A 25,863-nucleotide genomic window follows, 5' to 3' on the forward strand; every position below is an offset into this window, starting at 1 on the left:
ACGACGAGGCTAACAGGCGAACCTGGCAGCAGCCTGTGTCGTTCGGTCCGGCCGTGGGCAGGATCACCACCAGCTCGTGGCTCGCTGCAGGTCCCGCTCCAGGTACGGGATCAGGCTGCGGACGAAGGCGGTGGTGAGGTGGTGGCGGTCGTGCCAGACCAGGATGTTTCCCACCACGGCGGGGCAGTAGTCGGCGTCGCACAGGCCGTCGGAGTAGTCGACGAACGTGATGTTGCCGAACTCCGCGGCGATCGCGTCGGTGGGGTTCACCGGGGAGAGGGCCGCAGCGCGCGAGATGCCGCACACGTCGGGCCGGCGGCCGGAGGCGAGGCACTCGGGTGGGAGCAGGGGCGGATCGAGCCCGCGCGGCGTGTCCCGGACGACGATCATCTGCTGGCCGCGGTCGCGCAGTTCGCGGAGGAGCGAGAGCTGTCCGCGGGGAATGTAGTCGCCGGTTTCGGAGCCCGCGCGCGTGCCGACGGTGAACACGAACTCCGGGGCGTCCTTCTCCAGGCGGTCGAGCACGGCGTCGAGCCATTCCTGGCATTCGCGGGCCTGGTCGTCGACGGGCAGCCGGTACCGGAAGTGGCAGGCGGCCTTCTGGTAGGTGGTCACCCGGAAGCCGCGTTCCTTGCCGATCGCATCGAGCGCGGTCATCCAGTGTGCGGCGTGCGAGTCGCCGACCACGGCGAGGGTGCGCTCGGCGCGCGGATCGCCGTAGACGCCGACCCTGACGGAGGTGTCGCCGAAGTCGCTGAAGTGGTCGCGGTGGTGCAGCGGCCAGTCACCGCGGGCGGCCTCCGGTTCCGGCACGGGCCGGACGCGGGGGACGGGCGCGTCGTCCAGGAAGGCGCGTGCGCCCGGATACAGCGCGGGGTCGAGGTGCGCGGTGTCGATCCGCAGCGAGTCCGCGCGTTTCTGCCAGTACCCGGCGCTGGCGCCGGCGAAAGCGGTCAGCGCCACCAGAAGCAGTAGGAGGATCCGGCGGTAGCGGATGCTGAACCCGGAGTCGCGCCCGGAGCGCAGCGGTGTCTCGACGTATCGGGTGCACACCCAGGCCAGCAGCACCGACACCGACAGGACGGCCAGGCCGCCGGTGAATCCGGCGTCGTCCCGCCCGCGCCAGACCAGGTAGAAGACCAGCAGCGGCCAGTGCCACAGGTAGAGCGCGTAGGCGATGGAGCCGAGCCAGACGAGCGCCGGGTGCGCCAGGACCCGGCCGCCGGGAGACAGATCGGCGCCGGGGACCGGCCGGGCGGCGGTGTTCGACGACCCCGCCCAGATGATGAGCAGGGTGGCCCCGACCGGGACCAGCGCCATCGCGGCCGGATACTGCTCCACGCCGGCGATCCAGATCCCCGACGTGGCGATGAGGCCGACTCCGGTCGCGGTGAGCGCGGTGCGCAGCCACTGGGGCAGGGCCAGGCGCGGCATCCACACGGCCAGGAGTCCGCCGGCGAGCGGTTCCCACAGCCGGGCGAGTGTGTCGTAGTAATTGACGGGCTGATTGATGTCGTGGCGGTACTGGGCCCACGCGAAGGATACGAGCGCGACGGTCAGCAGGCAGAGGCCGACGATCCAGGCCACGGTGTTGCGCCGGCCGAGGACCGGTCGGCGCCGGGCGCCGGCCTTGAGCAGTCCGCCCAGGAGCAGGGCCGCCAACAGGGTGACGAGGAAGAACTGTCCCTGCATGGACATCGACCACAGGTGCTGCAGCGGGCTGATGCCCGAGTCCGCCGCGCCGTACCCCTGGGTGGTGAAGGCGAGTTGATAGTTCTGGAAGTAGAGGGCTGAGGCGACGATCTCTTCGCCGAGGGGGCCCCAGCGGGTGGTCGGCATGATCCACCAGATCATGGCGGCGACGAAGGCCAGCAGCAGGAACAGGGCGGGGATCAGTCTGCGGAGCAGGCGCTTGAAGCGCGGCCACGGGTTGACTGCGCGTTTCCAGGGGACGTCGGCGGGGACCGAGTTGGTCACGTGCTTGAGCAGGGAGGCGACGAAGAAGTAGCCGGACAGGGTCAGGAAGACGTCGACGCCGCCGGAGACGCGGCCGAACCAGACGTGGAAGACGGCGACGAGGAAGATCGCGATGCCGCGCAGTCCGTCCAGGTCGAGGCGGTAGCCGGAGTTGTATCCGGCGGCGGCATCCTCGTTCGGCGTCGCTGCGCGGTTCGCCGGTCGCCACGAGTGACTCCCTCGTGGACGTGGAAGGGTCACCACCAGCCGGTGGCGCGCTGAATGTCCTTCTCGAGGTACGGGATCAGGCTCCGGACGAAGGCCGTCGTGAGGTGGTGGCGGTCGTGCCAGACCAGGATGTTACCCACCACGGCGGGGCAGTACTCGTCGTCGCACATGGCGTTCGAGTATTCGATGAACGTGATGTTCGGGAACTCGTCGACGAGTGCATCGGTGGGATTGACCGCCGAAAGCGACGCCTCGCGCGGTGTACCGCACACGCTGGGTTTGCGGCCCGCCGCGATGCACTCCGGCGGCGACATGGGGCCCGACATCGCCCAGGGGGTGTCGCGCACCGCGATCACCTTCTGGCCGCGCTCCCGGAACTCGGTGAAGATGTCCAGATAGCCTTCGGGCACGTAGTCGCCCTTGGTGGGACCTTCGATCGGCCGGGTCGAGGTGGTGAAGACGATGTCCGGCTTGTCTTCGGCGAGGCGGTTCATCACCGCCCGCACCCAGTCCTTGCATTCGGTCAGCACCTCCCCCTGGAACTCGACGTAGGCTTCGGTGCTCAGCGCACAGCCGGCCTTCATGTACGTGGTGACGCGGAAGCCGCGCTTCTTGCCGAGCGCATCGAGCGCGGTCATCCAATGCTCGGAATGCGAGCCGCCGGCCACCGCGATGGTCCGCTCGGCGTTGGGGTCACCGTAGACGCCGACCTTGATCGCCGGGTCGCCGAAGTTGCTGAAGTGGTCGAGGTGGTTCAGCGGCCAGTCCTCGGCGGCGGCCTCGGGCGACGGCACCGGCGGGATGGCGGGCGCCGGAACACTGTCGAGGAAGGCGCGGGCGCCCGGGTAGAGATGCGGATCGAGGTTGGTGGTATCGACCTGCAACGATGCCGCGCGGGCCTGCCAGTAGACCGCGCTGCTGCCGGCGAAGACGCTCAGCACCACCAGGGCCGCCGCCAGGAACCGGCGGTAGCGGCGGCTGAAACCGTCTCCGCGGCCCCCGCGCAGCGGAGTCTCGACGAACTTGGTGGTGGCCCAGGCGATCAGCACCGACACGATCAGGATCGCGGCGCCCTCCAGGAAGTTCACCTCGTTCTTCATGCGCCAGGACAGGTAGAAGATCAGCAGCGGCCAGTGCCACAGGTAGAGCGCGTACGCGATGGAGCCGAGCCAGACGATCGCCGGGTGGGACAGGACCCGGCCGCCCAGGGAGAGGTCGGCGCCGGGAACGGGACGCGGCGCAGTGGCCGAGGAACCCGCCCAGATGATGAGCAGGGTGGCGCCGACCGGGACCAGCGCCATCGCGGCGGGGTACTCCTGGACGCCGGCGATCCAGATACCGGAGGTGGCGATCAGCGCGACGCCGACGAACGTGAGCGCGGTGCGCAGCCATTGAGCGAGAGCCAGCCGCGGCATCCAGATGGCGAGGAGTCCGCCGACCAGCGGTTCCCACAGTCGGGCGACGGTGTCGTAGTAGTTGAAGGGCTGGTTGATGTCGTGCCGCCAGTTGGCCCAGGCGAACGAGACGACGACCACGGCGAGAATGGAGAGCGCGACGATCCACGCCACGGTGTTGCGCCGTCCGAGGACCGGCCAGCGCCGGGCGCCGGCCTTGAGCAGTCCGCCCAGGAGCAGGGCCACCAACAGGGTGACGAGGAAGAACTGTCCCTGCATGGACATCGACCACAGGTGCTGCAGAGGGCTGACCGCAGAGTCCGCGGCGCCATAGTCCTGAGCGGCGAACGCCAGGTGATAGTTCTGGAAGTAGAGGGCTGAGGCGACGATCTCTTCGCCGAGGGGGCCCCAGCGGGTGGTCGGCATGATCCACCAGATCATGGCGGCGACGAAGGCCAGCAGCAGGAACAGGGCGGGGATCAGTCTGCGGAGCAGGCGCTTGAAGCGCGGCCACGGGTTGACTGCGCGTTTCCAGGGGACGTCGGTGGGGACCGAGTTGGTGACGTGTTTGAGCAGGGAGGCGATGAAGAAGTAGCCGGACAGGGTCAGGAAGACGTCGACGCCGCCGGAGACGCGGCCGAACCAGACGTGGAAGACGGCGACGAGGAAGATCGCGATGCCGCGCAGTCCGTCCAGGTCGAGGCGGTAGCCGGAGTTGTATCCGGCGGCGGCATCCTCGTTCGGCGTCGGTGGGTTCGCCGACCCCGAGACTCTCGTTACGCCTGTCACGACCAGCCAGTCTAGCCACGGGGGGCGGGTCGACGTCGAATCGCCGGTTCGGCCCGCCTGTCCCCCGACCGGACGATTCTCCGAAAGCGGCACACGACGGTGTCGGTCCGGCAAGTATGCGAGTTGACGGATGAGAACTGATCCCTGTCACCGATCGAAGAGTCCCGAAGAGTGAGGAAACCGCACCGATGAAGACCAAAGCAGCCGTCCTCCGCGGAGTGAACGAAGAATGGAAGATCGAGGAGGTGGAACTCGGAGATCCGGTGGCCGGTGAAGTCCAGGTGAAGCTGGTCAGTTCGGGCCTGTGCCACTCCGACCATCACTTGCGCACCGGTCAGAGCCCGGCGCCGCTGCCCATCGTCGGCGGTCACGAAGGCGCCGGGATCGTCACCAAGGTCGGTCCCGGCGTCACCCGCTTCGCCGAGGGCGATCACGTCGTCACCGCCTTCATCCCCGCCTGTGGGGTGTGCGGTCCGTGTTCGCGCGGGCAGCAGAACATCTGTGACGAGGGCGCCGGTCTGCTGACCGGCCTGTCGATCGCCGACAAGACGCATCGGATCACGGGGGCTGACGGCACCGGCTATGCGCAGATGTGTCTCTTGGGCACCTTCTCCCCGTACATCACCGTGCACGAGGCGTCCCTGGTGAAGATCGAAGACGACATTCCGCTCAAGGAGGCCGCGCTGCTCGGCTGCGGTGTGGCCACCGGCTGGGGCAGTGCCACCGAGATCGGTGGAACCAAGGTCGGGGACACCGTGGTGGTGGTGGGCATCGGCGGTGTGGGCATCAACTCGATCCAGGGCGCCAAGGCCGCGGGCGCGCGATACGTGGTCGCCGTCGACCCGGTGAAGTTCAAGCGCGACATGGCCGAGAAGCTGGGCGCCACGCACACCTTCGAGAGCATGGAAGAAGCGGCGCCGGTGGTCGGCGAGATCACCTGGGGCACGATGGCGAACACGGTGGTGCTCACCGTCGGCGAGATGAAGGGCGAGTACCTGGCTCCGGCGCTGGCCATGACCGGTAAGGGCGGCCAGGTGGTGGTGGTCGGCATGGGCGACTTCCAGGCGATGGACGTCTCGATGAACCTCTTCGAGCTGACCTTGCTGCAGAAGCGCGTGCAGGGCGCCATCTTCGGTGGTGCAGGACCGCGCACCCAGGTCCCCAAGCTGCTCAACGAGTACCGAGCCGGGCAGCTCAATCTCGCGGATCTGGTGACCCAGACCTACAAGCTGGAGGAGATCAACAAGGCGTACGACGACATGCTCGAGGGCAACAACGTCCGCGGGATGATCGTGTACGACGACGCCGACTGGTGAGTTCGCGACGGGTGCTCAGCGTCGCTGCGGGGCCCCGAAGGGCGCCGGGCCCGGGGCCGGGAACGGGGAACCCGGCCCCGCCGGACCGGCGGCGGGAGGCGGTCCGGCCGGCCGGACGCGTTCGGAGGGCGGGCCGTCGGGGTCGTCGTTCAGGCTCTGCGCGTACGCGACGCCGAGGCCCAGCAGCACCAGTCCGACGACGATGAAGGCGATCACCCGGAAGATCCCGGCGAGTGCGGCGAGGTCGAACAGGAAGAGTTTGCCGACGGCGACGCCGAGGACGATCAGTCCGGCGGTCAGCACCAGCGTGCGTGAGGAACCGCGGAGGCGTCGGGCCCACAGCAGGGCGACGGCGCCGACGACGACGAAGCCGATGGTGGCGCACATGTGGCCCGCCCGAAAGCCGGTGAGCGAGCCGCCGGAGGCCAGGGCCCCGACCGCGACGCAGAGGACGTTGAACAGGACGAGGCCGACGACGCTGGCGCTCACCACGAAGGTGTTCCGGTCGGAGTCGGTGCGACCCTGCGTCCAGCAGCGGGTGAGCACGGCGAGCGCCGCCATCGCCAGCAGCGCGCCGATCACCACCACCACGCGCCGTCCGGTGGACAGTGCGGAGGCGTCGACCAACTGAAGCAGGCCGGGACCGGCCAGTGCGAGCAGCCCGACCCCGAGGGCGACGGTCGCGAGGATCCGGAGGGCGGTCGCCAGTTCCTCGGTGTACAGGGAGGCCAGCGTCAGGAGCAGTGCGATGGCGAGAAGCCCGAGCGTCAACCCGTCCGCGCGGCCGGCGACGCCGATCGCGACGACCGCGGTCGCCACGGCCCCCGTCAGCCACACCATCCGGACGCCGAGGTCGGCGCCGGGCAGGGCCGGGCCCAGGAGAGTGAGGAGCGCCAGGAGTGCGGCGGCGGCGCCGAGCAGGATCGCGGTGGTGGTGGCACCGAGGACGGGCGATCCGCCGACGAGTGGAAGCAGCGGGATCAGGCCGACGAGGGCCACTACAAGCGGAATCCCGCTTGTCCGCAGCAGCGCCACCGCCGAGCCGACGGCGAGCAAGAAGCAGACGGACGCGGCCACCGCGAACTGGCTTGCCTCGGCGCGATCGCCGAGTGCGGCGACGACGACCAGCGGCGCCGCCGTGGCGACGGTGTTGACCGTGAACAGCACCGGCCAGTCCCGGCCGAGCTGCACGGCCAGGGTGGCGGCGGCGTAGACGAGCAGGAATACCACCAGGGTGAGCGTGACGCCGTGGGTCAGGAACGGAGCGAAGGCGATCAGGCCGATGCCGACGGTGACGCCGAGCGCCTGGCTGTCCCACAGCCCGGCGACGACGAAGCCGCCGGCGGCGATCAGTCCGGTCAGCACCAGCGCGGCGATCACCGGGAGCCAGTGATAGATGTTCGCCGCGGCGAGCACGCAGAACAGGGCGGCGGCGATGCCGGTGGCGACGAGGGCCGCGGCGGCGGTGCGCTTGACTGCCTCCCGTCCGATGCGGAGTCCGGCGCCGACCAGAGCGGCCGCGAGGAGTGCGCCGCCGGCGACGCGGACCTCCGGCCTGAGCAGGCCGGCCTGGGCGGCGAGGACGAGGAGAAGCACGACGCCGATCAACGTGATCGCGACGCCCGTGAAGGCGAGGATCTTGCCGAGGGTGACGCCGTTGCCGGCGGGAGCGGGCACGGCGGGCGCCGGCGGGCCGAACGGCCGCGGCTGCGGTGGCGGCGGCGGTCCCGCGGTGGCGTACTGCAGCTGGGGCCGTGGTGCGGGGGCCGTCGGTGGGAGGGCCGGACCCCGTGCGAGACGGGGTGCCGGACCGCGTGCCGGGTCGGGTGCCGCGGTCACCGATGCGGGCTGCGGGGGAGCGGACTCGTGCGGAGCTGCCTCAGGTGCGGTCTGTGCGTCGGCCTGTTCGACGGACTGAGCCGCCTCCATGGCCTCGCGGAGGTCGGCGACGTCGTCGGTGACTCGGTTCAATCGCGCGGTGATCGAGCTCAGTTCGTCCCCGATGCGCGCCACGGCAGTGAAGAACGGATCCGGTTGTGTGCCCATGAGTCCAGTGTGGTTGCTGACCAGGGCTGCAGGGATGCGCGAAACTACCTAGTTCTCACGACGAACCGACCACACGGGGGGGGGGGGGGCTTGCCCGAGCATCGGGATCAAACACTTGATCGAGCCTCGGTCACGGAGTAATGTGAATCACATCTAGTTCGAACAGGCTTCGGGGGTGAGAGTCTATGGTGCACGTCGACCGCGGCACGCCGTGGGCCCGCGTCGACCTGACCGCGGCGGGCATGGTCGCTCCCGATGCCGACGATTCGGACCGCACACAGTGTCACGACTGGCTGGTGTACGCCTCGGCCGCGTGGCGTGGGCAGGGGTTCTTGTACTGGGAACAACTCCGCGGTATCGGGCAGTTCCTCGATATCGCGCTGGCCAACCTGCACGACGCGGTCGAGTCTGCCGCAGTCGAGTCTGACTCGGAGTGTGCGGCCGCCGAGTTCGACGTCACCGACGCCTACACCGCCGCGACGACCGAGGTGCAGGTCCTGTTCGGGGTGCCCCTGTCCCAGGCACGTGCGTTGGTCGGTCAAGCGATCGCCGCGTCCGAGCGTCTGCCGCGTACCGCGGAACTGTTGCGCGACGGTCAGCTCAGCCCCGACGCCACCGTCCGCGACCTCGACCTGGACCAGTTCGGCGCCCCCGACGTACCACCCGAGACACCGATCCTGATCGAACGCACCGCCCAGCCCGCCGACCCCTACCGGCCCACCACCGCACTCGACGTCCTCGTGCGCGCCCTGTTCCAGACCTGCTCGGTCCCCGGCTGCGACCGCCCGGCCTGGAACTGCGAACTCGACCACGTCGACGAGTACGACCACGCCTGCCCGGCCACCGGCGGACCGACCTGCCTGTGCAACCTCGGGCCCACATGCGTGCTGCACCACCAGATCAAAACCCACGCCGGAACACCGGACCCGGCCGAGGGATTCCTCGACCCCTCGTCTGCGCGTCGTCGCAGGCTCCGCCACCCGCTCAGGACAAGCGACCAATGGATCGACGACCAATGGATCGACGACCACGGCACCGTCTGGACCTCGATCACCACACCACACGGCCTGACCGTCGACACCCCCGCACCCGGACAATGGATGTTCCCCCAACTAGCCGGCATCCGCTGCCTCCACCAGAGGCCCACCACACCCCCACCGGCACCACCGGACCCGAACCCACACCACGACCCCAGCCGCGGCGGCCTCCACACCGCCACCGCACACAAACACGCCTGGCGCCGCGCCGAACGCGCCCGCCTCCGACGTCAACGCGAACGGGCCGAACGCGATCCGCCGCCGTTCTAGCTGGCGGGGTCTCGACTCCGCTCGACCGGCTTTAAGAAGGGCTCGACCGGCTATTAGAAGGGCTCGACCAGCTTATGACAGACCATGTTCCATGGCGTAGCGGGCGAGTTCGACGCGGTTGCCGAGCTGCAGCTTGCGGAGGGTGGCGCCGACGTGGTTCTCGACGGTGCGCGGGCTCAGGTGCAAGCGCTCGGCGATCTGCCGCGAGCTCAGGCCCTTCGCGACGTAGCGGAGGACCTCGGTCTCACGTTCGGTGAGGGCGGGGGCGTCGTCCGCCGGCTCCTTGGCGAGGCGCCGGAACTCGCCGAGGACCAGACCTGCCAGCCCCGGCGTGAAGACGGCCTGCCCGGCCGCGGTGGCCCGCACTGCGGAGACGAGTTCGGCGCGCTGCGCGCTCTTGACCAGATACCCGGTGGCGCCGGCCTTCACCGCCTCGAGCACGTCGTCGCGTTCCTCCGAGGCCGACAGCACCAGGATCCGCGTGTCCGGAGAGACGGCAAGCACCCCGGCGGTGGCCTGGGCGCCGTTGCCGTCGGGCAGTTGCATGTCCATCAGCACCACATCGGGGCGGCAGGCCCTGGCCACCTCGGTGGCGCGCTTGACCCCGTCGGCGGTGGCGACCACGTCGAAACCCTCGTCGGTCAGGTCGCGGGCCACACCGTCGCGCCACATCGGATGATCGTCGACCACCATCACACGCAGCCGGCGCTGTGCCGCGGCGGGCGGCGGAGCGCCTGACGGCCGGTGGCGCGGTGCAGGGGCGTTCGGGTTCGGGGTCATCGTCCGCTTCTCCTCGAGACATCCGGGTCGGCTCGGTTCACCGGGATCGTCATCTCCCATTCTGTCCCCGCGCCGGGGGCCGATTCCAGCGAAATGGAACCGCCGAGTGTTTCGATCCGGCCGATGATCGACCGGCTGATCCCCATGCGGCCTTCACCGGTCGCCTGCCGGAGCCGGCCTTCGGGGATGCCGCAGCCGTCGTCGCGCACGCTGAGGACCACGGCATCGTCGAGGTCTTCGAGCAGGATGAAGCTGGCCGCGCCCGGGCCCGCGTGCAACCGCGTGTTGTCCAGGATGTTGTCGACCGCCGCGAGGATCTCATTGGCGGCCAGGGTGGGCAGGACGACCGGGTCGGCGGGAGTGCTCACCGAGACGTTGTCGGTCGAACGGATGCGCAGTGCCGCGCCGAGATCGGTCCGCCCGCTCCGGGGAGCCGGGGTGGCCGTGGAGCCCTCGGCGATGAGCCGTCGCAGACGCAGCTCTTGATCCGCCGCCAGTGCGGCCAGTTCGGCGGTGGGCCCGCCGATCTCCCGGCCGCGCCGCGAGATGAGGGCGAGGGCCTGCAACACGCCGTCGTGCACCTGCCGGGCCAGCCTCTCCCGCTCGGCCGCCTGCACCGCCACGTGCACCGCGGCGGTCAGCTTCTCGTGACTCACCCGGGCCCGGGAGGCGGCCAGTCCGACCGCCATGCCCGACACGACGAGCAGCAGGAAAGTCGCGTTCTTGCCGAAGTTGATGACGACCTCGCCTTTGACGGCGAAGTTGGTCAGGCCGATCAGCGCGCCGGCGCCGGCGCCGGTCCACGCACCCCCCATCAGGGCTGCCGACAGGACGGCGCTGGAGCACCAGAGCGTGGTGGGCCAGGACTGGTTGCCGGCGATCCACTCGGGCCCGGCGACGTAGAGAGTCGACAGCATCGCCGCGACGAACAGAGCCAACTCGCCGGCGACACACCACCAGGTGCGCCACACGCCTACCACGTAGCCGGCGGCGAAAAGCACGTTCGCCACGGTCAGTGCGGCGAACAGCAGCCAGGTGAACTGCGGATGCGCGAGGTCGTTGTTGATCGCGATGTTGAAGCCGAGTGCGTAGACGAAGCCGACCAGCCGGAAGATCTGCGCTCCGCGCCACAGCGGGCCGACCGGATCGTCGTCGTCGAGCTCCCGCCACGACTCCGGGTACAGGCGGTCGATACCGGTCGCGGGGGTGAGTCGGGAGCGGGAGGTGGACACGGGCGGATCCTCGGAGCAGTAGGTCAGTGCGACGACGCGCCGATCGCGGTGCCGTCGACCACGGCGTCGTCGACCACGGTGCTGCGGCATGCGCCGATGCCGTCGATCGAGGCGACGATCGTGTCGCCAGCCTTCAAGTGGGCGCCGTGGTCGTGTGCGGGGGACGACGGGCTACCGGTGGCGACGACGTCGCCGGGTACCAGTTCCATGAAGCGGGACACCCGGCGCACCACGTGCACGGGGTCGAAGTGCAGGTTCGCGGTGTCGCCGGTCTGCACCTGCGCTCCGTTGACGACGGTCGAGAGCGCCACTGCGGGCGATACTCCGCCCGGCAGCTCGTCCGGCGTCACCAGGTACGGCCCGATCGGGGTGGAGCGATCCCAGATGTTGCCCAGACCCCACTCGTCCATCTCGAACTCCAGGTCGCGATCGGTGACGTCGTTCATCACGGTGAAACCGGCGATGGCGGCCGCCGCGGCCTCGTCGTCGGCGTGCCGGACCGCCCGTCCGATGACGACGGCGAGTTCGACGGCCGAGTCGAGAGCGTGCGCGTCGGCCGGTTTGACGATCGGATCGTGCGCGCCGATCAGGGCGGACGAGAACTTGGTCGACAACCGCGGATGCTGGGGGAGTGTCAAGCCGAGCCGTCGTACGTGATCGCCGTAGTTGTGTGCGACGCAGACCACCTTGTCCGGATCGAGCACCGGCGGGGCGAAGTCCGCCGTCTCCGCGTCGTACACCGTCCCGTCGGTGGCGGCAGCGGCCTTGCTCAGGCCTTCGGGGTCGGTCAGGAGCGCCCGCAGATCCGGGTAGCCGAGATCGAGCAGGGCGCCGCCGTCGTGCTGATCGCCGTCGATCTGTTTGACGGCGCGTGTGCCCCCGCCGAGCCGGATGGTCGCCAGTTTCATCGGTCTCTCCCCTTCGCGTGCGTCGCGTCCCCTCCCATCATGGCCCAGTCGGGCCGGTCACCCGCGCTCGCCCCGTGCCGAGGGGCTACGCCCGGCCGAACCCGCCGACCTGTGGGGCGAATCACAGCAATATTAAGCGAATCAGACTCAACTGTGGGAACATCGACGAGGAAACGGGGTTGAACATGGCATGAAACATGAGTGGGCCTCACTCAAGAACCTTGAAAGCCGGGCGACGAACCGGTAAGACTTGAGTCAGGAACGCTGAAGTTTCGGATTGCCATCGCAGACGAACGGCCGGACTCGGCCACGCAAGACATCGGCTCACCGAGCCGAACGAAACTAGGAGGAACACATATGTCCCGTGCTGTCGGAATCGACCTGGGAACCACCAACTCCGCGCTGGCGGTGCTGGAGGGCGGCGAGCCCGTCGTCATCGCGAACGCCGAAGGTTCGCGCACCACGCCTTCCGTCGTCGCCTTCGCGCGCAACGGCGAGGTCCTGGTCGGCCAGCCTGCCAAGAACCAGGCGGTCACCAATGTCGATCGCACCATCCGTTCGGTCAAGCGCCACATGGGCGACCCGAACTGGAGCGTCGAGATCGACGGAAAGAAGTACACCGCGCAGGAGATCAGCGCCCGCACGCTGATGAAGCTCAAGCGCGACGCCGAGGCCTACCTCGGGGAGGACGTCACCGAAGCCGTCATCACTGTGCCGGCCTACTTCAACGACTCGCAGCGTCAGGCCACCAAGGAGGCCGGCCAGATCGCCGGCCTGGACGTGCTGCGCATCGTCAACGAGCCGACCGCCGCCGCCCTCGCCTACGGCCTGGATAAGGGCGACAAGGAGCAGACCATCCTGGTCTTCGACCTCGGCGGCGGCACCTTCGACGTGTCCCTGCTGGAGATCGGCGACGGCGTGGTCGAGGTCCGTGCGACCTCGGGCGACAACGAGCTCGGCGGCGACGACTGGGACGAGCGGATCGTCACCTGGCTGGTCGACAAGTTCAAGGCCACCAGCGGCATCGACCTGACCAAGGACAAGATGGCCATGCAGCGTCTGCGTGAGGCTGCTGAGAAGGCCAAGATCGAACTGTCCGCGTCGCAGAGCACCACCATCAACCTGCCGTACATCACCGTCGACGCGGACAAGAACCCGCTGTTCCTGGACGAGACCCTGTCCCGCGCCGAGTTCCAGAAGATCACCCAGGATCTGCTGGACCGCTGCCGCAAGCCGTTCGAGGCCGTCATCTCCGACGCCGGGATCAAGGTGTCCGACATCGATCAGGTGGTACTGGTCGGCGGCTCGACCCGCATGCCGGCCGTCACCGACCTGGTCAAGGACCTGACCAACGGCCGCGAGCCGAACAAGGGCGTCAACCCGGACGAGGTGGTCGCCGTCGGCGCCGCGCTGCAGGCCGGTGTGCTCAAGGGCGACGTCAAGGACGTGCTCCTGCTGGACGTGACCCCGCTGAGCCTCGGCATCGAGACCAAGGGCGGCGTGATGCACAAGCTGATCGAGCGCAACACCGCGATCCCGACCAAGCGGTCGGAGACCTACACCACGGCCGAGGACAATCAGCCCTCGGTGCAGATCCAGGTGTTCCAGGGTGAGCGCGACATCGCGGCCCACAACAAGCTGCTGGGCAGCTTCGAACTGGGCGGCATCGCCCCGGCCCCGCAGGGTGTCCCGCAGATCGAGGTGACCTTCGACATCGACGCCAACGGCATCGTGCACGTCACCGCGAAGGACAAGGGCACCGGCAAGGAGAACAGCATCCGAATCCAGGACGGTTCGGGTCTCTCGAAGGAAGAGATCGACCGGATGGTCAAGGACGCCGAACTCCACGCCGAGGAGGACCGCAAGCGCCGCGAGGAGGCCGAGACCCGCAACCAGGCGGAGTCGCTGGTCCACCAGACCGAGAAGGTGCTGAAGGAGAACGAGGACAAGCTCCCCGCCGACGTCGCCGACACGGTCAAGGGTGCGATCGACGAGGCCAACGAGGCCCTGAAGGGCACCGACACCGCGGCCATCCGCAGCGCCATCGAGAAGCTCTCGGAGAAGTCGCAGGCCATGGGTCAGGCGATCTACGCCAACGCCCAGCAGGCCGACGCGGGTGCCCCGGCCGGAGAGGCCGCCGGCTCCGGTGACGACGACGTCCTCGACGCCGAGGTCGTGGACGACTCCGCGGACGAGAACAAGTGACCCAGCCGGGCGCCGAGAACGCCGCCGGGGCCTCCGACCCCGACGGCCAGGGCGCACCCCAGGACGCCGAGGCGCCTGGCGCCGGGACCGCGACGAACGACCCGAACGGTACCGAGGCGGGGGCCGCGGAGGCCCCCGCCGAGGGCGGGGCGGACGCGCAGGTCGCCGAGCTCACCGAGGCTCTGCAGCGGGAGCGGGCGCAGTTCGTCAACTTCCGTCGCCGCAGTGCCGAGGAGTACAAGCAGGCGACCGCGGCCGGCAAGCAGCGCCTCGCCGAGAAGCTGCTGCCGATCCTCGACGACATCGACCGGGCCCGCGAGCACGGCCATCTCGAAGACGGCCCGCTGAAGGCCTTCGCCGACAAGCTCGGCGACGTGCTCGCCGGCGAGCAAGTGGTCAAGTTCGGTGCTCCGGGCGACGCCTTCGACCCGGAACTGCACGAGGCCATTCAGAACGACGCGACCGGGAGCGATCTCGTGATCGGTCAGGCGTTGCGGCCCGGCTATCGGCTGGGCGAGAAGGTGATCCGTCACGCGATGGTGACCGTCACCGATGCCGCTCCGTCCACCGATGCCGCTCCGTCCGGCGCAGCGGCAGACGACCCGCAGGCGGGCGTCCCCGCACAGGCGGACAACCCGTAGTGACCGGACCGGACGGGACCGGGTGCCGACAGGCCCCGGTCCCGTCTCTGGTCATGACGAACGACACGGACGAGACAACAGACATGAAGGAGGTGACGTCCGAGAATGGCAGTACAACGCGAATGGCTCGATCGAGACTTCTACGCCGATCTGGGCGTCGCTTCGGACGCATCGGCCGCTGACATCAAGAAGGCCTACCGGAAGCTCGCAGCGCAGCTGCACCCGGACCGGAATCCCGGCGACACCGCCGCGGAGGACCGATTCAAGAAGGTCTCCGAGGCCAACAGCGTGCTTTCCGATGCGGAGAAGCGCAAAGAATACGACGAGGCCCGCGCCCTCATGGCCAGTGGACGGTTCCGCGGCGGCAGCGGCGGCGGCTTCGGGGGCGGAGGCGGCGGTTACACGACTACCGGCGGCTTCGACATCGGCGACCTGGGCGACCTCTTCGGGGGCGGAGCAAGCGCCGGCGGAATGGGAGACATCTTCGGCGGCCTGTTCGGCGGCGGAAGCGGCGGTCGCACGCAGGGGTACACCCCGCAGGCGCAGCGGCCGCGCCGGGGCAACGACTTGGAGACCGAGACCACGCTCGCCTTCCGCGACGCGATCGCGGGCAACACGGTCAGCCTCAAGGTCACCAGCCCGTCCCCGTGTACCTCGTGCCACGGCTCCGGCGCCAAGGCCGGCACCAGCCCGAGGACCTGCACCAACTGCAACGGCTCGGGATTCCTGAACCGCAACCAGGGGCACTTCGGATTCTCCGAACCCGACCCGGAATGCCAGGGAACGGGCACGCGAATCGACGAGCCGTGCACCGAATGCCAGGGCACGGGTGTCCAGATCCGGCCGCGGACCATCAACGTCCGCATCCCGAAGGGCGTCGAAGACGGTCAGCGCATCCGGCTGACCGGCCAGGGCGAGGCCGGGCGTCGCGGCGCCCCTTCGGGCGACCTGTACGTGACGGTGCACATCACCCCGGACCCGCTGTTCTCGCGGAGCGGCAACGACCTGAAGGTCACCATGCCGGTGAGTTTCGGCGAGCTGGTCCTGGGCACCACGGCCAAGGTCCCGACGCTCGACGGCAGCGTGAGTATCAAGATCCCTCCGCACACGGCCGACGGCCGCACCCTCCGGCTCAAGGGGCGGGGCGTGCCGAAGCGCTCGGGCGGGGCCGGTGACCTCCTGGTCACGGTCAAGTGCGCGGTCCCGCCGAAGCTCGACGACGCCGCGCTCGACGCGCTCAAGTCGTACGCCGAGGCGGAGAAGGCGAGCGGATTCGATCCGCGGGCGGACTGGGGGCGGTGAACGCGTCATGCGTAAGGACGACGGAACCGCTCCGGGGCCCGACGATGCGGCCACCTTTCTGATCTCGGCCGCCGCCGAGTTGGCGGGCATGCATGCGCAGACCCTCCGTACCTACGACCGCCTCGGGCTGGTCACCCCGCAGCGGACCAGCGGCGGCGGTCGCCGGTACTCCCTGCGCGACGTCGAGCGGCTCCGGGAGATCCAGCGGCTCTCCCAGGACCACGGCGTCAACCTCGCCGGAATCAAGCGGATCATCGAGCTGAGCGATCAGCTCGAAGGGCTGCAGCGTCAGGTCGAGGAGATGGCCGGCATCATCCGCGGAAGCACGCCGCGCCGCGAGCTGGTGCACGTCGAGCGCGGCAATTCGGTGGTGGTGTGGCAGCCCCGCCGCCGCCGCCGCGCGATGTAGAACGGCGCAGGCGCGCGGCTCAGCTGTGGACCGGGTCGTGGAGCATCTGGTCGATCGGAACCCCGGCGAGCCGGAGTTTGAGCTTGGTGGAGGCGATCATGTCCTCCGGGCCGGCGATGAGCACCTGCCAGCCGGACCAGTCGGCGAACTTTGCGGCAACGTCGCCGACCCGTCCGACGACGATCTCCACGCCCCACTGATGCGGATCCGGCGCGCCCTGCGCCCACCAGGGATCGGTGGTCTCCTCGATCACGCCGGTCACCCGCAGCCACGGGTTGGTGGCAGCCAGATCGCGCAGGACCGCGAGGTCGTACAGTTCGCCGGGGAAGCGGGCGCCATAGAAGAGGTGGGTCGGCGGTGAGTCGGCGCGGCGCGCCATCGCGAGCAGGAGGGCGCGCAGCGGCGCCAGGCCCGAGCCGCCGGCCACCATCAGCACTGGGCGCTCCGGGTCGACGTGCAACACCCCGTGCGACTGCGCGAAGGTCCACACGTCCCCGGGCGCGGTCTCCTTCACGATCGAGGTGCTCACATGTCCGCCCGGCACCGCGCGGACGTGGAACTCCAACTCGCCGTTCTCGTTCGGCGGAACCGCAGGGGAGAGGTCACGCCAGGAATGCGGCCACTGCGGGATCGTGGTCTCGACGTACTGCCCGGGCAGCAGCGGCGGGGTCGGATCGATCGCGACCAGCCGGACCACCGCCCGCTCCCGGTTGATGGTGAACTTCTGCACCACCTTCGCGCGCCAGGTGGCCGGGCCCTCGACGCTCTGCGCGGCGCCGCGCATCACTCCGGTCGTCAGCATCATGGCCTGCACGACGGTGTCGGCGGTCTCGTCCTTCCAGTCCGGACCGAAGAGCGCCGCGGATTCGGTGACGAGGGCTCGGAGCATCAGGTCGTAGTGCTCGTCGGCGACTCCGTACTTCCGGTGGTCGCGCCCGAGCTGGGCGAGGAACTCGATCAGTTCGTCGTGCCCGCTTTCGCCGGGCAGTGCCTCCAGGACGTGATCGAGCACCTGCGTGAACGCCTGCCGCAGATGACTGAGGTGAGCCGGGAACAGGTCGCGGGTCGCGGGGGAGAGGCCGAAGAGCCGGGCGAGCACCCGGCCGGCGAAACCGTCCGGATCGGCGGCGATCAGATCACGGAGCCGGTGCAGGACGGGCTGAGTCGATTCGCTCACCGTGTCCTCCTCCCTGCCGCGCGGCCGAAGTGCGTTCCCCGCCCGCCCCAGAATAGTCCTGTCCCGCAGCGGCTCTGCCCGCAGGCGCGCGATTCCGGCGCCGAATGTGGCACCCTACAATCGTGTCGACTCTGGACGGGCGGGTGGCCGGGATCGTCGACGCCCACGCCCACTTCTTCAACCCACGGACGCCGCCGTGGAGTCTCCAGCGGCTCGGCCGGGCTTCGGTGCCGGTGCTGCGCGCACTGCCCGCTCCGCTGGTGCGGGTGGCCGGCCGGTTCACCGACGAGCACAGCCTCAGCGGTCTCGCCGGTCCCGGCCTGCTCAACAAGCGATACGAACTGCGGGAGTACGGCAAGGACCTCGCGGGGCTCTGCACCGCCGCCGGGGTCACCGTGGAGTCCGTGATCCCGGTCGATTCGCAATGGCGGCGCCGGCTCTCGCCGGACGATGCCGCCGCCGCGGTGCGCCGCGACATCGAGCAACTGGCGTCGCTCCCGTACGGGAACGGACTTCCCGCATTGGGCGGACTGCTGGTGCCCGCCGACGAACGGGTGCCCGGGCTCGGTGTGCGCGAATCCCTGGACCGGGATGAGCTGGGGCTGATCCGCGGGGTACGACTGCGTTGGGGGCGTCATCCCGACCCTCTCGTGCACGATTGGTCGAGCGAGTCCGGCGCGCTGTCGTCGCCGAACTTCCTCCGCACGTTCCCGAGTCTCGCCGACCGCGGGCTGATCTTCGAATCGCTGTGCTACTCACACGAACTCGGCGAACTGGCGGCATTCGCATCGGAGTACCCCGAGGTGGACATCGTCGTCGAGCACCTCGGTCTTCCGGTCGGCGTATTCGGTCCGGTCGGCAGTTCGACCGGGACGACGGCGGCGGCCCGCGCCGACATTCTGAGTCTGTGGCGCGAGCGCATGTCCATGCTCGCCGCGCGCCCCAACGTGTCGGTCAAGATCAGCGGCATCGCGAGCGGACTGCTCGGCTACGGCCGGGAGCGCTCCGGGAACATCGGCGGACAGCACATCCTGGCCGACATGATCGGACCGCTGGTGCTCCACGTGACCGACCGTTTCGGTCCCGAGCGCGTGCTGTTCGGCTCGAACGCTCCGCTGGACTCGCACAACGCGACGATCGGGGTGACGGTCGGTGCACTCGTCGACGTCCTGTCGGATCGGGGCGACCATCTGCTGTCGCGCCTGTTCGCCGGGAACGCCCGGCGCCTGTACCGGATCGCCGATCACCCCCCGGCCTCCGGGGAGGCGGCCTCGGAGTCCGTGGACGCCGGCGACTGACGGTGCTGCGCGAACCTCCGGTGGCGTCGGCGGCACGCGCTACGGTGAGGGGATAGGCCGTGCAGCAGGAGGGAGGGCCCCGTCATGACATCGTCGCCCCACACGTCGTCGACCCACACACCCCCGACCGGCATCGTCGAACCGGCTCCGCACGTCACCCACCAGGTGCTCAATCAGGCGCCGCCGCGCGTCGACGTCAACGAGTACGACACGAACAGGGTGCTGGCCGAGGCGGTCCGGCGGCACGACGGCGCGTGGGGCGAGGCCGAACTCTCCGAGATCGGCGCGCACGTCGGCACCGCCGAGTTTCAGCATGACGCTCAACTCGCGAACACCGTGACGCCGGTCCTGCACGCACTGGATCGGTGGGGGAACCGGATCGACGAGGTGGAATACCACCCGTCGTATCACCGGATCATCTCGTCGGCGGTCGCCCACGGCGCGCACACCCGGTGCTGGGACGACCCGCAGCCCGGGTCGCACGTGGTGCGGGCCGCCGCTTTCATGCTCTACGGGCAGATCGAACCCGGCCACGCGTGCCCGGTGTCGATGACGCACGCGGTGGTCCCCTCGCTCGAGCTCCAGCCCGACCTGGCCGCCGAGTGGGTGCCCCGGGCGCTGCGCCGCGAATACTCGCCGGAGCTGACGGCCGACAAGACCTCGGCGATCTTCGGCATGTCGATGACCGAGAAGCAGGGCGGCTCGGATGTGCGCGCCAACACGACGGTCGCCCGTCCGGCCGGTCGCGGGGGCCCGGGGCAGCCGTACCTGCTGACCGGCCACAAGTGGTTCTGCTCGGCGCCGATGTCCGACGCCTTCCTGGTGCTGGCTCAGGCGGAAGGAGCTGGGGGAGAAGGGCTCTCGTGTTTCCTGCTGCCGCGCGTGCTGCCCGACGGCACCCGGAACGTCTTCCGCATCCAGCGGCTCAAGAACAAGCTCGGCAACAAGTCGAACGCCTCGAGTGAGATCGAGCTCGACGGCACCGTCGCGCACATGGTGGGCGAGCCCGGGCGGGGGGTCCGCACCATCATCGAGATGGTCGCGCAGACCCGGCTCGACTGCGTGCTCGGTTCCACGGCGGGCATGCGCCAGAGTGTGGCCGAGGCCCTCTGGCACGCACGGCACCGGCAGGCCTTCGGCGCCACCCTGGTCGACCAGCCGGCCATGACGGCGGTGCTGGCCGACCTCGCGCTGGAGTCGGAGGCGGCGACGGTCACCGCCGTGCGGCTGGCCCGGGCGCACGACGAGGACGCCTCCGACGGCGAGCGTGCGTTCCGCCGGCTGGCGACCGCCGTCGCGAAGTACTGGATCTGCAAACGCGGTCCGCACCACGCGTACGAGGCGCTGGAATGCCTCGGGGGCAACGGCTACACTGAGGACTTCCCGCTCGCGATGCGATATCGGGAACAGCCGGTGATGGCGGTCTGGGAGGGTTCGGGCAACGTGATCGCCCTCGATGTGCTGCGTGCGATGACGCGCGAGCCTGAGTCGGTGGGGGCCTTCGACGCCGAGGTGAACCTCGCGCGCGGCGCGCACCCGGTGCTCGACGCGCATCTGGACCGTCTTCGTGATCGACTCGGCGAACTCGTCGGCCTGGATCCGGCGTCCGCCCAGCGCCGGGCACGCGGCGTCGTCGAAGCGATGGCCCTCGCGCTGGAGGCCTCCCTGCTGACGCGCTTCTCGCCGAATCCGGTGGCCGAGGCCTTCGTCGCCGCACGCCTGGGCCCGGAGCGCGGATTCGAATACGGAACGCTCCCGGTGGGGACGGACCTGCCGGCGATCCTGGAAAGGCACTGACATGACGGCTGACTCGGGTGAGGGCGGACAGTCCGGCGACGAGGGTGCCGCCGGAGAGGGGCCGAGGAACTACCTGGTGACGGGAGCGGCCTCCGGCATGGGGGCGCAGGTGGCACGACGACTCCGCGCCGCCGGGCACGAGGTGATCGGCGTGGACCGCGACGACGCGGATGTCGTAGCGGACCTCTCGGGACCCGACGGGCGGCGGCGCGCGGTCGTCGAGGCGCGCGAGCGCTGTTCCGGAGTGCTGCACGGAGCGGTCTTCGCAGCGGGTATGGGGCCGGCGCGCGGGGCTGAGCGCACGTTGTTGGAGGTGAACGTCCTCGGCGTCACCGAGCTCCTCTCCGAGCTGCGCCCGGCACTGGCTGCGGCGGGCAAAGCCAAGGTCGTCGTCTTCGGCTCCAACTCCACCACCTCGACGCCGCTGGTGCCGCGCCGCGCGATCCGGCTGGCGCAGCGCGGCGACACCGCGGCGGCGGCGCGGGTCCTGCGGAGACGGGGGCGCCTGGCGCCGCCGCTGGCCTATGCCACGAGCAAGCTCGCGGTGAGTCGCTGGTGCCGCGAGCAGGCGGTGTCCGCCGAGTGGGCAGGCTCCGGGATCGCGCTGAACGTGCTGGCTCCCGGCCCGGTGCTGACGCCGTTGCTGCGCGGGCAGCTGAACAGTGCGACGGGCAGCCAGGTGCGGTCGTTCCCGGTGCCGGCCCGCGAGTGCGGAACTCCCGAACAACTCGCCGAGTGGACGCTGACGATGCTCTCGCCGGCAGCGGACTTCATGATCGGATCGGTGGTGACGGTGGACGGCGGCACCGAGGCGCTGCTGCGTCCCCGTGACTGGCCGTCGCGACTTCCGGTGCGGGAGCTGCCGCGGATGCTGTGGACTATGGCCCGGGCGCCCGGCCGCGGTCAGGTCGCCGACTACTCCGGCGTCTGATCGAGCGCGGCGAAGGCCGCCTGGATCGGGGGATCGGTCTCGATCACGTGGCGCATCGACCACTCGAGGTCGGCGATCGGGGTGCCTGCCGTCTCATGGCCGATGAGCAGCAGCATGGACATTCCGGCGAGGTGGCCGGCGTGCGTCTGGTCGACGCCGAGTTCGCCGATGTAGCGGGCGACGGCCCCGCGTCGCACGGCGTCGACCTCGGTCAGGGCACCGGCGACGCGCTCGTCGACGGCCGCCCAGGCCCTGATGGCGGCCTCGGCGCGGTGCGGGAGGCTGAGCGCGACCTCGATCAGGGCGGCGATCCGTTCGGCTGACGGCGGTTCGGTGTCGAGGCGGGCGACGATCCGATCGGTCGCTTCGTCCCGCCAGTGACCGATCAGCGCCTGCTCGAACTCTTTCCAATTCCGGAACGAATGGTAGAAGGCGCCGGTGGTCAGACCGGTCTCGGCGCAGACCGTCGCCTGCTTGAAGCCGACGTACCCGTCCCGCGCCAGGACGCGCATGCCGGCGTCGAGGAAGCGGCTGCGCAGCGGCTGCTCCGCCGGAGCCGAGGCGTCGGTGATCGTCGGTTCGCTGGTCATGGATCGATTCTGCCACGCGGCCGGAGTGACCCCCGGAATCCCGGCACACCCTGGCCAAGAGGCATAAGTTGACTTATGCTCACGGAGATCATCCGTCCACGACGACGAAAGGCGGCACCATGCTTCGCCGGGACCGCAATCGGGGCCTCGACCCCCGCACCGATTTCGAGGAGATCTACCGCAGTCTCACGCTGTATGAGTTCCCGTGGGACTTCAACCAGGCGCTGAGCTTCGCGTTGTTCCGCACCTACGCCGTACCGAGCATCGGCGCGCTGCTCTCGGAGTCGCGCGGCTTCGACGACACGCAGAAGCGCTACGACGACACCGGCCTCCTGCTGGAACGTCCGCTGGTGTGCGGGTTCGACTCCGCGGACGGCAGGGCGGCGATCCGGCGCATCAACCAGATGCACCGCGCGTACGACATCACCAACGACGACATGCTGTACGTGCTGGCCACGTTCGTCGTGGTCCCGAAGCGATGGATCGACGACTACGGCTGGCGCAGGATGACCTACGACGAGGTCACGGCCACCGTGCACTACTACCGCAAGCTCGCCCGGCACATGAACATCGCGGACGTTCCCGAGAGGTACGAGGACTTCGCCGATCTGATGGACTCCTACGAAGCCGCGCATTTCGCCTTCGACGACGGCGGCCGGCGTGTCGCGGACCTCACCATGGACCTGATGGCCGGCTTCTATCCGGCCCCGCTCCGCCCGGCCGTGCGGGTGTTCTCCCGCGGGCTGATGGACCGGCCGTTGCTCGACGCCTTCGGGTACGACGAGCCGCCGGCGCCGGTGCGAGCGGCCGCCCGGGCGGGCATGCGGGTGCGCGCGGCCGTCGTCCGCGGTCTGCCGCCCCGCCGGCGAGCCCAGACCTTCGGCCGCAGCCGGCGGATGAAGACCTACGGTCCCGGTGAGGCCGTGACGGAGCGACTCGGCACCTTTCCCAGTTGCCCCGTGCACGCCGATGCCGAGATGATGGCGGGATGAGCGACCTCCGGCTTGACGGCCTCGACACCGTCGGCGCGACCGATCTCTTCGACTCGCTGCCGCCGGTGCGCGTGGCCGAGATCCTCGGGCGATGGCACGGGAGCGAGGTCCCGACCGGGCACCCGCTGGACGGGCTTCTCGACGTCTCCGGCTGGTACGGCAAGGAGTTCGTCGATGCCGACCGGGTGCATCCGCTGCTCTTCGGATCGGCCGGGGCGCTCTACGCGGTGAATCCGAAGCTCATGCCGCTCGGTCTGCTCAACCGCCTCGGCCGCCGCTTCCCGCGGTGGCTGCCGCCCGGCGGCACGGCGCTCTTCCGGCTGGCCGCCACCCGCAGACCCCGCGCGCGGCTCCGCGACGTGCAGTACCGAGGGGTGGTGAGCGCGGCGATGGTCTACGACGACCTGCCGGTCATCGACCACTTCCGCCGACTCGGACCGGACTCGCTCCTGGGGGCGATGGATCTCCGGGGCTCCGACAGGCCGTACTTCTTCCTCCTCGAACGCGACTGACGCCCGGCCGGGGACGGCGCATCCGTCAGGGCAGGAGAATCAGCTCTCGGAGATCTTCGGCTCGACCTCGACCTGAGGAGCGGACTGAGTGGCCTTTTCCACGAGCGGGCGCACACCCTCGGCGAACCAGAACGCTTCCTCGATGTGCGGCTGCCCGGACAGCACGAAGTGATCGATGCCGACCCCGCGGTACTGCGCGATCAGGTCGGCGATCTCGGCATGACTGCCCACCAGGGCGGTTCCGGCGCCGCCGCGGACCAGACCGTAGCCGGCCCAGAGACCCGGGTAGACCTCGAGGTTCTCGATGTCCGAGCTCAGCTGGGCCTGGCGCTTCTGGCCTTCGGACTCGGCCTTGGCGATCGCCGCGCGAGTGAACTCGATGACGCTGCGGTCCATCCGGTCGACCAGTTTGCGGGCCTCGGCCCAGGCCTCCTCGCGAGTGTCGCGGGCGATCACGTGCGCCCGGATGCCGAACGACAGGTCGCGGCCGTGGCGCGCGGATCGTCGTCGTACGTCGTCGACGAGCTCCCCGACGGCCGCGGGCGGTTCGGTCCACGTGAGGTAGGTGTCGACGGTCTGCGCCGCCGTCTCGCGGGCCGCCTCGCTGGCCCCGCCGAAGAAGACCTCCGGCACCGGCGACGGCGGGTTGTGCACGACGGCCCCGGCCACGTCGTAGTACTCGCCGGCGAAGTCGAACGGGGTGCCCGACCACGCTTCGCGCACGATCTTCACGAATTCGGTGGTGCGGGCGTACCGCTCGTCCTTGCTCAGACGGTCGCCGAAGCGGGCCTGCTCGGTCCGGTCGCCGCCGGTCACCACGTTCAGGGCGAGCCGCCCGCCGGACAGCTCGTGGAAGGCGGCGGCTTGCTGCGCCGCCAGGGTCGGGGACACCAGGCCTGGCCGGAAGGCGACCAGGAACTTCAGGCGGCTGGTCTGTGGGATCAGCGCGGCGGCGGTGACCCAGGCGTCGTTGCACCACGTGCCGGTCGGGGTCAGCACCGCCTCGAAGCCCAGTTGCTCGGCGGTCTTGGCGACCAGTGCCAGGTAGTCGAGGGAAGCCGGTCGGTGCGCGGACGCGAAGCCCTCCTGCACGGCGGCGCCGACCACCTCGCGACCGTCGCCGGTCGTGGGGAGGTACCAGTGGAAATGCGGGGTGGTCATGAGATCTCCAGATCGGTCGGGACGGAGGCGACGCCGAGGTGCCGCAGCACGAGCTCGCGCAGCTCCACCAGGCGGAGGTCGTCGCGTTCGCGTGGACGGGGGACGTCGACGGTGAGGTCGTGGGCGATGCGGCCGTCGTCGAGCACGATGACGCGGTCGGCCAGGACGACGGCCTCCTCGACGTCGTGGGTGACCAGGAGCGCGGCGAATCCATGTTCGGCCCACAGGCGGGTGAGCAGGGTGTGCGCCTCCAGCCGGGTGAGCGCATCGAGGGCGCCGAAAGGCTCGTCGAGCAGCAGCAGGTCGGGCTCCCGGACCAGCGCACGGGCGAGCGAGGCGCGTTGCGCCTCCCCGCCGGACAGGGTCAGCGGCCAGGCGTCGACGCGGTGACCGAGTCCCACCTCGCCGAGGGCCCCGACAGCGAGTGCGTCGAGGTCGCGCCGGGAGGCCCCGGGGCGCTGCAGGTTCAGCGAGACGTTGGCGCGGACCTTACGCCAGGGCAGGAGTCGCGGCTCCTGGAAGGCGACGGCCCGTGAGCCGTCGACCTCGACGGTCCCACCGTGCTCGGCGTCCAGCCCGGCGACGATCCGCAGCAGCGTCGACTTTCCCGAACCGGATCGCCCGACCAGCGCGATGATCTCGCCACGGTGCACGTCCAGATCGATGCCGGTCAGGACGCCGACCTCGCCGAACGACCGGGAGACGTCCCGGACCTGCGCGAGGACCGCCCCTTGAGCCTGTCCCGCTCCTCGAGCTCGTCCCGCTCCTTGAGCTTGTCCTGCTCCTTGAGCTCGTCCCGCTCCTTGAGCTCGTCCCGCTCCTTGAGCTCGTCGAAAGGTCATCGCGCCACTCCTTGAGCTTGTCTTGCTCCTTGAGCTCGTCGAAAGGTCAT

The 25,863-nt window shown here is 69.9% G+C and carries 21 protein-coding genes; 11 read left to right on the forward strand and 10 right to left on the reverse strand.

What is annotated here, in order from left to right:
• Positions 1-63: 63 nt before the first annotated feature.
• Both C6V83_RS03185 and C6V83_RS03190 read right to left on the reverse strand, forming a co-directional pair.
• Positions 64-2,217, reverse strand: a complete 2,154-nt coding sequence (locus C6V83_RS03185; protein ID WP_105943684.1) for an acyltransferase family protein — start codon at positions 2,215-2,217, stop codon at positions 64-66.
• Complete coding sequence (locus C6V83_RS03190) at positions 2,214-4,367, reverse strand: acyltransferase family protein (RefSeq protein WP_105941168.1); 2,154 nt, start codon at positions 4,365-4,367, stop codon at positions 2,214-2,216. Before C6V83_RS03190 ends, C6V83_RS03185 begins: the two co-directional genes overlap by 4 nt.
• 188 nt (positions 4,368-4,555) lie before the next feature.
• On the opposite strand from C6V83_RS03190, the gene C6V83_RS03195 reads away from it, so the two are divergent.
• Positions 4,556-5,683: an NDMA-dependent alcohol dehydrogenase gene (locus C6V83_RS03195; RefSeq protein ID WP_105941169.1), complete on the forward strand. Its 1,128-nt coding sequence runs from the start codon at positions 4,556-4,558 to the stop codon at positions 5,681-5,683.
• Positions 5,684-5,698: 15 nt separating this feature from the next.
• On the opposite strand, the gene C6V83_RS03200 is transcribed toward C6V83_RS03195, so the two are convergent.
• Complete coding sequence (locus C6V83_RS03200) at positions 5,699-7,729, reverse strand: DUF2339 domain-containing protein (protein ID WP_105941170.1); 2,031 nt, start codon at positions 7,727-7,729, stop codon at positions 5,699-5,701.
• A gap of 185 nt (positions 7,730-7,914) precedes the next feature.
• Between C6V83_RS03200 and C6V83_RS03205 the strand changes: the two genes are divergently transcribed.
• Positions 7,915-9,036 (forward strand): HNH endonuclease signature motif containing protein, encoded by a 1,122-nt coding sequence (locus C6V83_RS03205; RefSeq protein ID WP_105941171.1) that lies wholly within the window; start codon positions 7,915-7,917, stop codon positions 9,034-9,036.
• Positions 9,037-9,108: 72 nt separating this feature from the next.
• On the opposite strand, the gene C6V83_RS03210 is transcribed toward C6V83_RS03205, so the two are convergent.
• The 3 genes from C6V83_RS03210 to C6V83_RS03220 all read right to left on the reverse strand — a co-directional run bounded on the left by C6V83_RS03210 (position 9,109) and on the right by C6V83_RS03220 (position 11,956).
• Positions 9,109-9,729 carry a response regulator gene (locus C6V83_RS03210; RefSeq protein WP_234353942.1) on the reverse strand — a complete coding sequence of 207 codons (621 nt, stop codon included), beginning with the start codon at positions 9,727-9,729 and terminating at the stop codon, positions 9,109-9,111.
• 83 nt (positions 9,730-9,812) lie between these two features.
• Positions 9,813-11,048 (reverse strand): MacS family sensor histidine kinase, encoded by a 1,236-nt coding sequence (gene macS / locus C6V83_RS03215; protein WP_234353841.1) that lies wholly within the window; start codon positions 11,046-11,048, stop codon positions 9,813-9,815.
• A gap of 23 nt (positions 11,049-11,071) precedes the next feature.
• The gene (locus tag C6V83_RS03220; protein WP_105941174.1) at positions 11,072-11,956 is read right to left on the reverse strand and encodes a fumarylacetoacetate hydrolase family protein; all 885 of its coding nucleotides are present in this window, start codon (positions 11,954-11,956) and stop codon (positions 11,072-11,074) included.
• Positions 11,957-12,313: 357 nt separating this feature from the next.
• Between C6V83_RS03220 and dnaK the strand changes: the two genes are divergently transcribed.
• The 4 genes from dnaK (at position 12,314) to C6V83_RS03240 (ending at position 16,513) form a co-directional block, all read left to right on the forward strand.
• Complete coding sequence (gene dnaK, locus C6V83_RS03225) at positions 12,314-14,161, forward strand: molecular chaperone DnaK (protein WP_105941175.1); 1,848 nt, start codon at positions 12,314-12,316, stop codon at positions 14,159-14,161.
• A complete protein-coding gene (gene grpE / locus C6V83_RS03230; RefSeq protein WP_105941176.1) occupies positions 14,158-14,802 on the forward strand; it encodes a nucleotide exchange factor GrpE in 645 nt (214 codons plus the stop codon). The genes dnaK and grpE overlap by 4 nt, the downstream gene beginning before the upstream one ends.
• A 105-nt stretch (positions 14,803-14,907) precedes the next feature.
• Complete coding sequence (gene dnaJ, locus C6V83_RS03235) at positions 14,908-16,104, forward strand: molecular chaperone DnaJ (RefSeq protein ID WP_105941177.1); 1,197 nt, start codon at positions 14,908-14,910, stop codon at positions 16,102-16,104.
• Between the two features lie 7 nt (positions 16,105-16,111).
• A complete protein-coding gene (locus tag C6V83_RS03240) occupies positions 16,112-16,513 on the forward strand; it encodes a heat shock protein transcriptional repressor HspR (protein ID WP_105941178.1) in 402 nt (133 codons plus the stop codon).
• A gap of 19 nt (positions 16,514-16,532) precedes the next feature.
• Here C6V83_RS03240 and C6V83_RS03245 read toward each other — a convergent pair whose 3' ends face one another.
• Entirely contained in the window at positions 16,533-17,690 is a 1,158-nt protein-coding gene (locus C6V83_RS03245; protein ID WP_105941179.1) for an FAD-binding oxidoreductase, read from the reverse strand.
• Positions 17,691-17,812: 122 nt separating this feature from the next.
• Here C6V83_RS03245 and C6V83_RS03250 point away from each other — a divergent pair, with 122 nt between their 5' ends.
• The 3 genes from C6V83_RS03250 to C6V83_RS03260 all read left to right on the forward strand — a co-directional run bounded on the left by C6V83_RS03250 (position 17,813) and on the right by C6V83_RS03260 (position 21,716).
• Complete coding sequence (locus C6V83_RS03250) at positions 17,813-18,988, forward strand: amidohydrolase family protein (protein WP_105941180.1); 1,176 nt, start codon at positions 17,813-17,815, stop codon at positions 18,986-18,988.
• Between the two features lie 84 nt (positions 18,989-19,072).
• Positions 19,073-20,785 carry an acyl-CoA dehydrogenase family protein gene (locus C6V83_RS03255; RefSeq protein ID WP_105941181.1) on the forward strand — a complete coding sequence of 571 codons (1,713 nt, stop codon included), beginning with the start codon at positions 19,073-19,075 and terminating at the stop codon, positions 20,783-20,785.
• 1 nt (position 20,786) lies between these two features.
• Complete coding sequence (locus C6V83_RS03260) at positions 20,787-21,716, forward strand: SDR family oxidoreductase (protein ID WP_105941182.1); 930 nt, start codon at positions 20,787-20,789, stop codon at positions 21,714-21,716.
• On the opposite strand, the gene C6V83_RS03265 is transcribed toward C6V83_RS03260, so the two are convergent.
• Positions 21,701-22,306 (reverse strand): TetR/AcrR family transcriptional regulator, encoded by a 606-nt coding sequence (locus C6V83_RS03265; RefSeq protein ID WP_105941183.1) that lies wholly within the window; start codon positions 22,304-22,306, stop codon positions 21,701-21,703. The two genes, C6V83_RS03260 and C6V83_RS03265, sit on opposite strands and share 16 nt — an antisense overlap.
• Positions 22,307-22,425: 119 nt before the next feature.
• Here C6V83_RS03265 and C6V83_RS03270 point away from each other — a divergent pair, with 119 nt between their 5' ends.
• A complete protein-coding gene (locus C6V83_RS03270) occupies positions 22,426-23,298 on the forward strand; it encodes an oxygenase MpaB family protein (RefSeq protein WP_105941184.1) in 873 nt (290 codons plus the stop codon).
• A complete protein-coding gene (locus C6V83_RS03275; protein WP_105941185.1) occupies positions 23,295-23,810 on the forward strand; it encodes a DUF4334 domain-containing protein in 516 nt (171 codons plus the stop codon). The genes C6V83_RS03270 and C6V83_RS03275 overlap by 4 nt, the downstream gene beginning before the upstream one ends.
• A gap of 39 nt (positions 23,811-23,849) precedes the next feature.
• Here C6V83_RS03275 and C6V83_RS03280 read toward each other — a convergent pair whose 3' ends face one another.
• Together C6V83_RS03280 and C6V83_RS03285 are read right to left on the reverse strand one after the other, a co-directional pair.
• The gene (locus C6V83_RS03280; protein WP_105941186.1) at positions 23,850-24,971 is read right to left on the reverse strand and encodes an LLM class flavin-dependent oxidoreductase; all 1,122 of its coding nucleotides are present in this window, start codon (positions 24,969-24,971) and stop codon (positions 23,850-23,852) included.
• Entirely contained in the window at positions 24,968-25,813 is an 846-nt protein-coding gene (locus C6V83_RS03285; RefSeq protein ID WP_105941187.1) for an ABC transporter ATP-binding protein, read from the reverse strand. Before C6V83_RS03285 ends, C6V83_RS03280 begins: the two co-directional genes overlap by 4 nt.
• Between the last annotated feature and the right edge of the window lie 50 nt (positions 25,814-25,863).

This window comes from Gordonia iterans (genome assembly GCF_002993285.1).
Classification (GTDB): domain Bacteria; phylum Actinomycetota; class Actinomycetes; order Mycobacteriales; family Mycobacteriaceae; genus Gordonia; species Gordonia iterans.

What these genes read in the sequence shown, in the direction of transcription:
- C6V83_RS03195 (WP_105941169.1), top strand. Translation starts at nt 4,556, where the DNA reads ATGAAGACCAAAGCAGCCGTCCTCCGCGGAGTGAACGAAGAATGGAAG.
- C6V83_RS03200 (WP_105941170.1), bottom strand. Translation starts at nt 7,729, where the DNA reads ATGGGCACACAACCGGATCCGTTCTTCACTGCCGTGGCGCGCATCGGG.
- C6V83_RS03205 (WP_105941171.1), top strand. Translation starts at nt 7,915, where the DNA reads ATGGTGCACGTCGACCGCGGCACGCCGTGGGCCCGCGTCGACCTGACC.
- C6V83_RS03210 (WP_234353942.1), bottom strand. Translation starts at nt 9,729, where the DNA reads ATGGTGGTCGACGATCATCCGATGTGGCGCGACGGTGTGGCCCGCGAC.
- C6V83_RS03220 (WP_105941174.1), bottom strand. Translation starts at nt 11,956, where the DNA reads ATGAAACTGGCGACCATCCGGCTCGGCGGGGGCACACGCGCCGTCAAA.
- dnaK (WP_105941175.1), top strand. Translation starts at nt 12,314, where the DNA reads ATGTCCCGTGCTGTCGGAATCGACCTGGGAACCACCAACTCCGCGCTG.
- dnaJ (WP_105941177.1), top strand. Translation starts at nt 14,908, where the DNA reads ATGGCAGTACAACGCGAATGGCTCGATCGAGACTTCTACGCCGATCTG.
- C6V83_RS03240 (WP_105941178.1), top strand. Translation starts at nt 16,112, where the DNA reads ATGCGTAAGGACGACGGAACCGCTCCGGGGCCCGACGATGCGGCCACC.
- C6V83_RS03255 (WP_105941181.1), top strand. Translation starts at nt 19,073, where the DNA reads ATGACATCGTCGCCCCACACGTCGTCGACCCACACACCCCCGACCGGC.
- C6V83_RS03260 (WP_105941182.1), top strand. Translation starts at nt 20,787, where the DNA reads ATGACGGCTGACTCGGGTGAGGGCGGACAGTCCGGCGACGAGGGTGCC.
- C6V83_RS03265 (WP_105941183.1), bottom strand. Translation starts at nt 22,306, where the DNA reads ATGACCAGCGAACCGACGATCACCGACGCCTCGGCTCCGGCGGAGCAG.
- C6V83_RS03270 (WP_105941184.1), top strand. Translation starts at nt 22,426, where the DNA reads ATGCTTCGCCGGGACCGCAATCGGGGCCTCGACCCCCGCACCGATTTC.
- C6V83_RS03275 (WP_105941185.1), top strand. Translation starts at nt 23,295, where the DNA reads ATGAGCGACCTCCGGCTTGACGGCCTCGACACCGTCGGCGCGACCGAT.
- C6V83_RS03280 (WP_105941186.1), bottom strand. Translation starts at nt 24,971, where the DNA reads ATGACCACCCCGCATTTCCACTGGTACCTCCCCACGACCGGCGACGGT.
- C6V83_RS03285 (WP_105941187.1), bottom strand. Translation starts at nt 25,813, where the DNA reads ATGACCTTTCGACGAGCTCAAGGAGCGGGACGAGCTCAAGGAGCGGGA.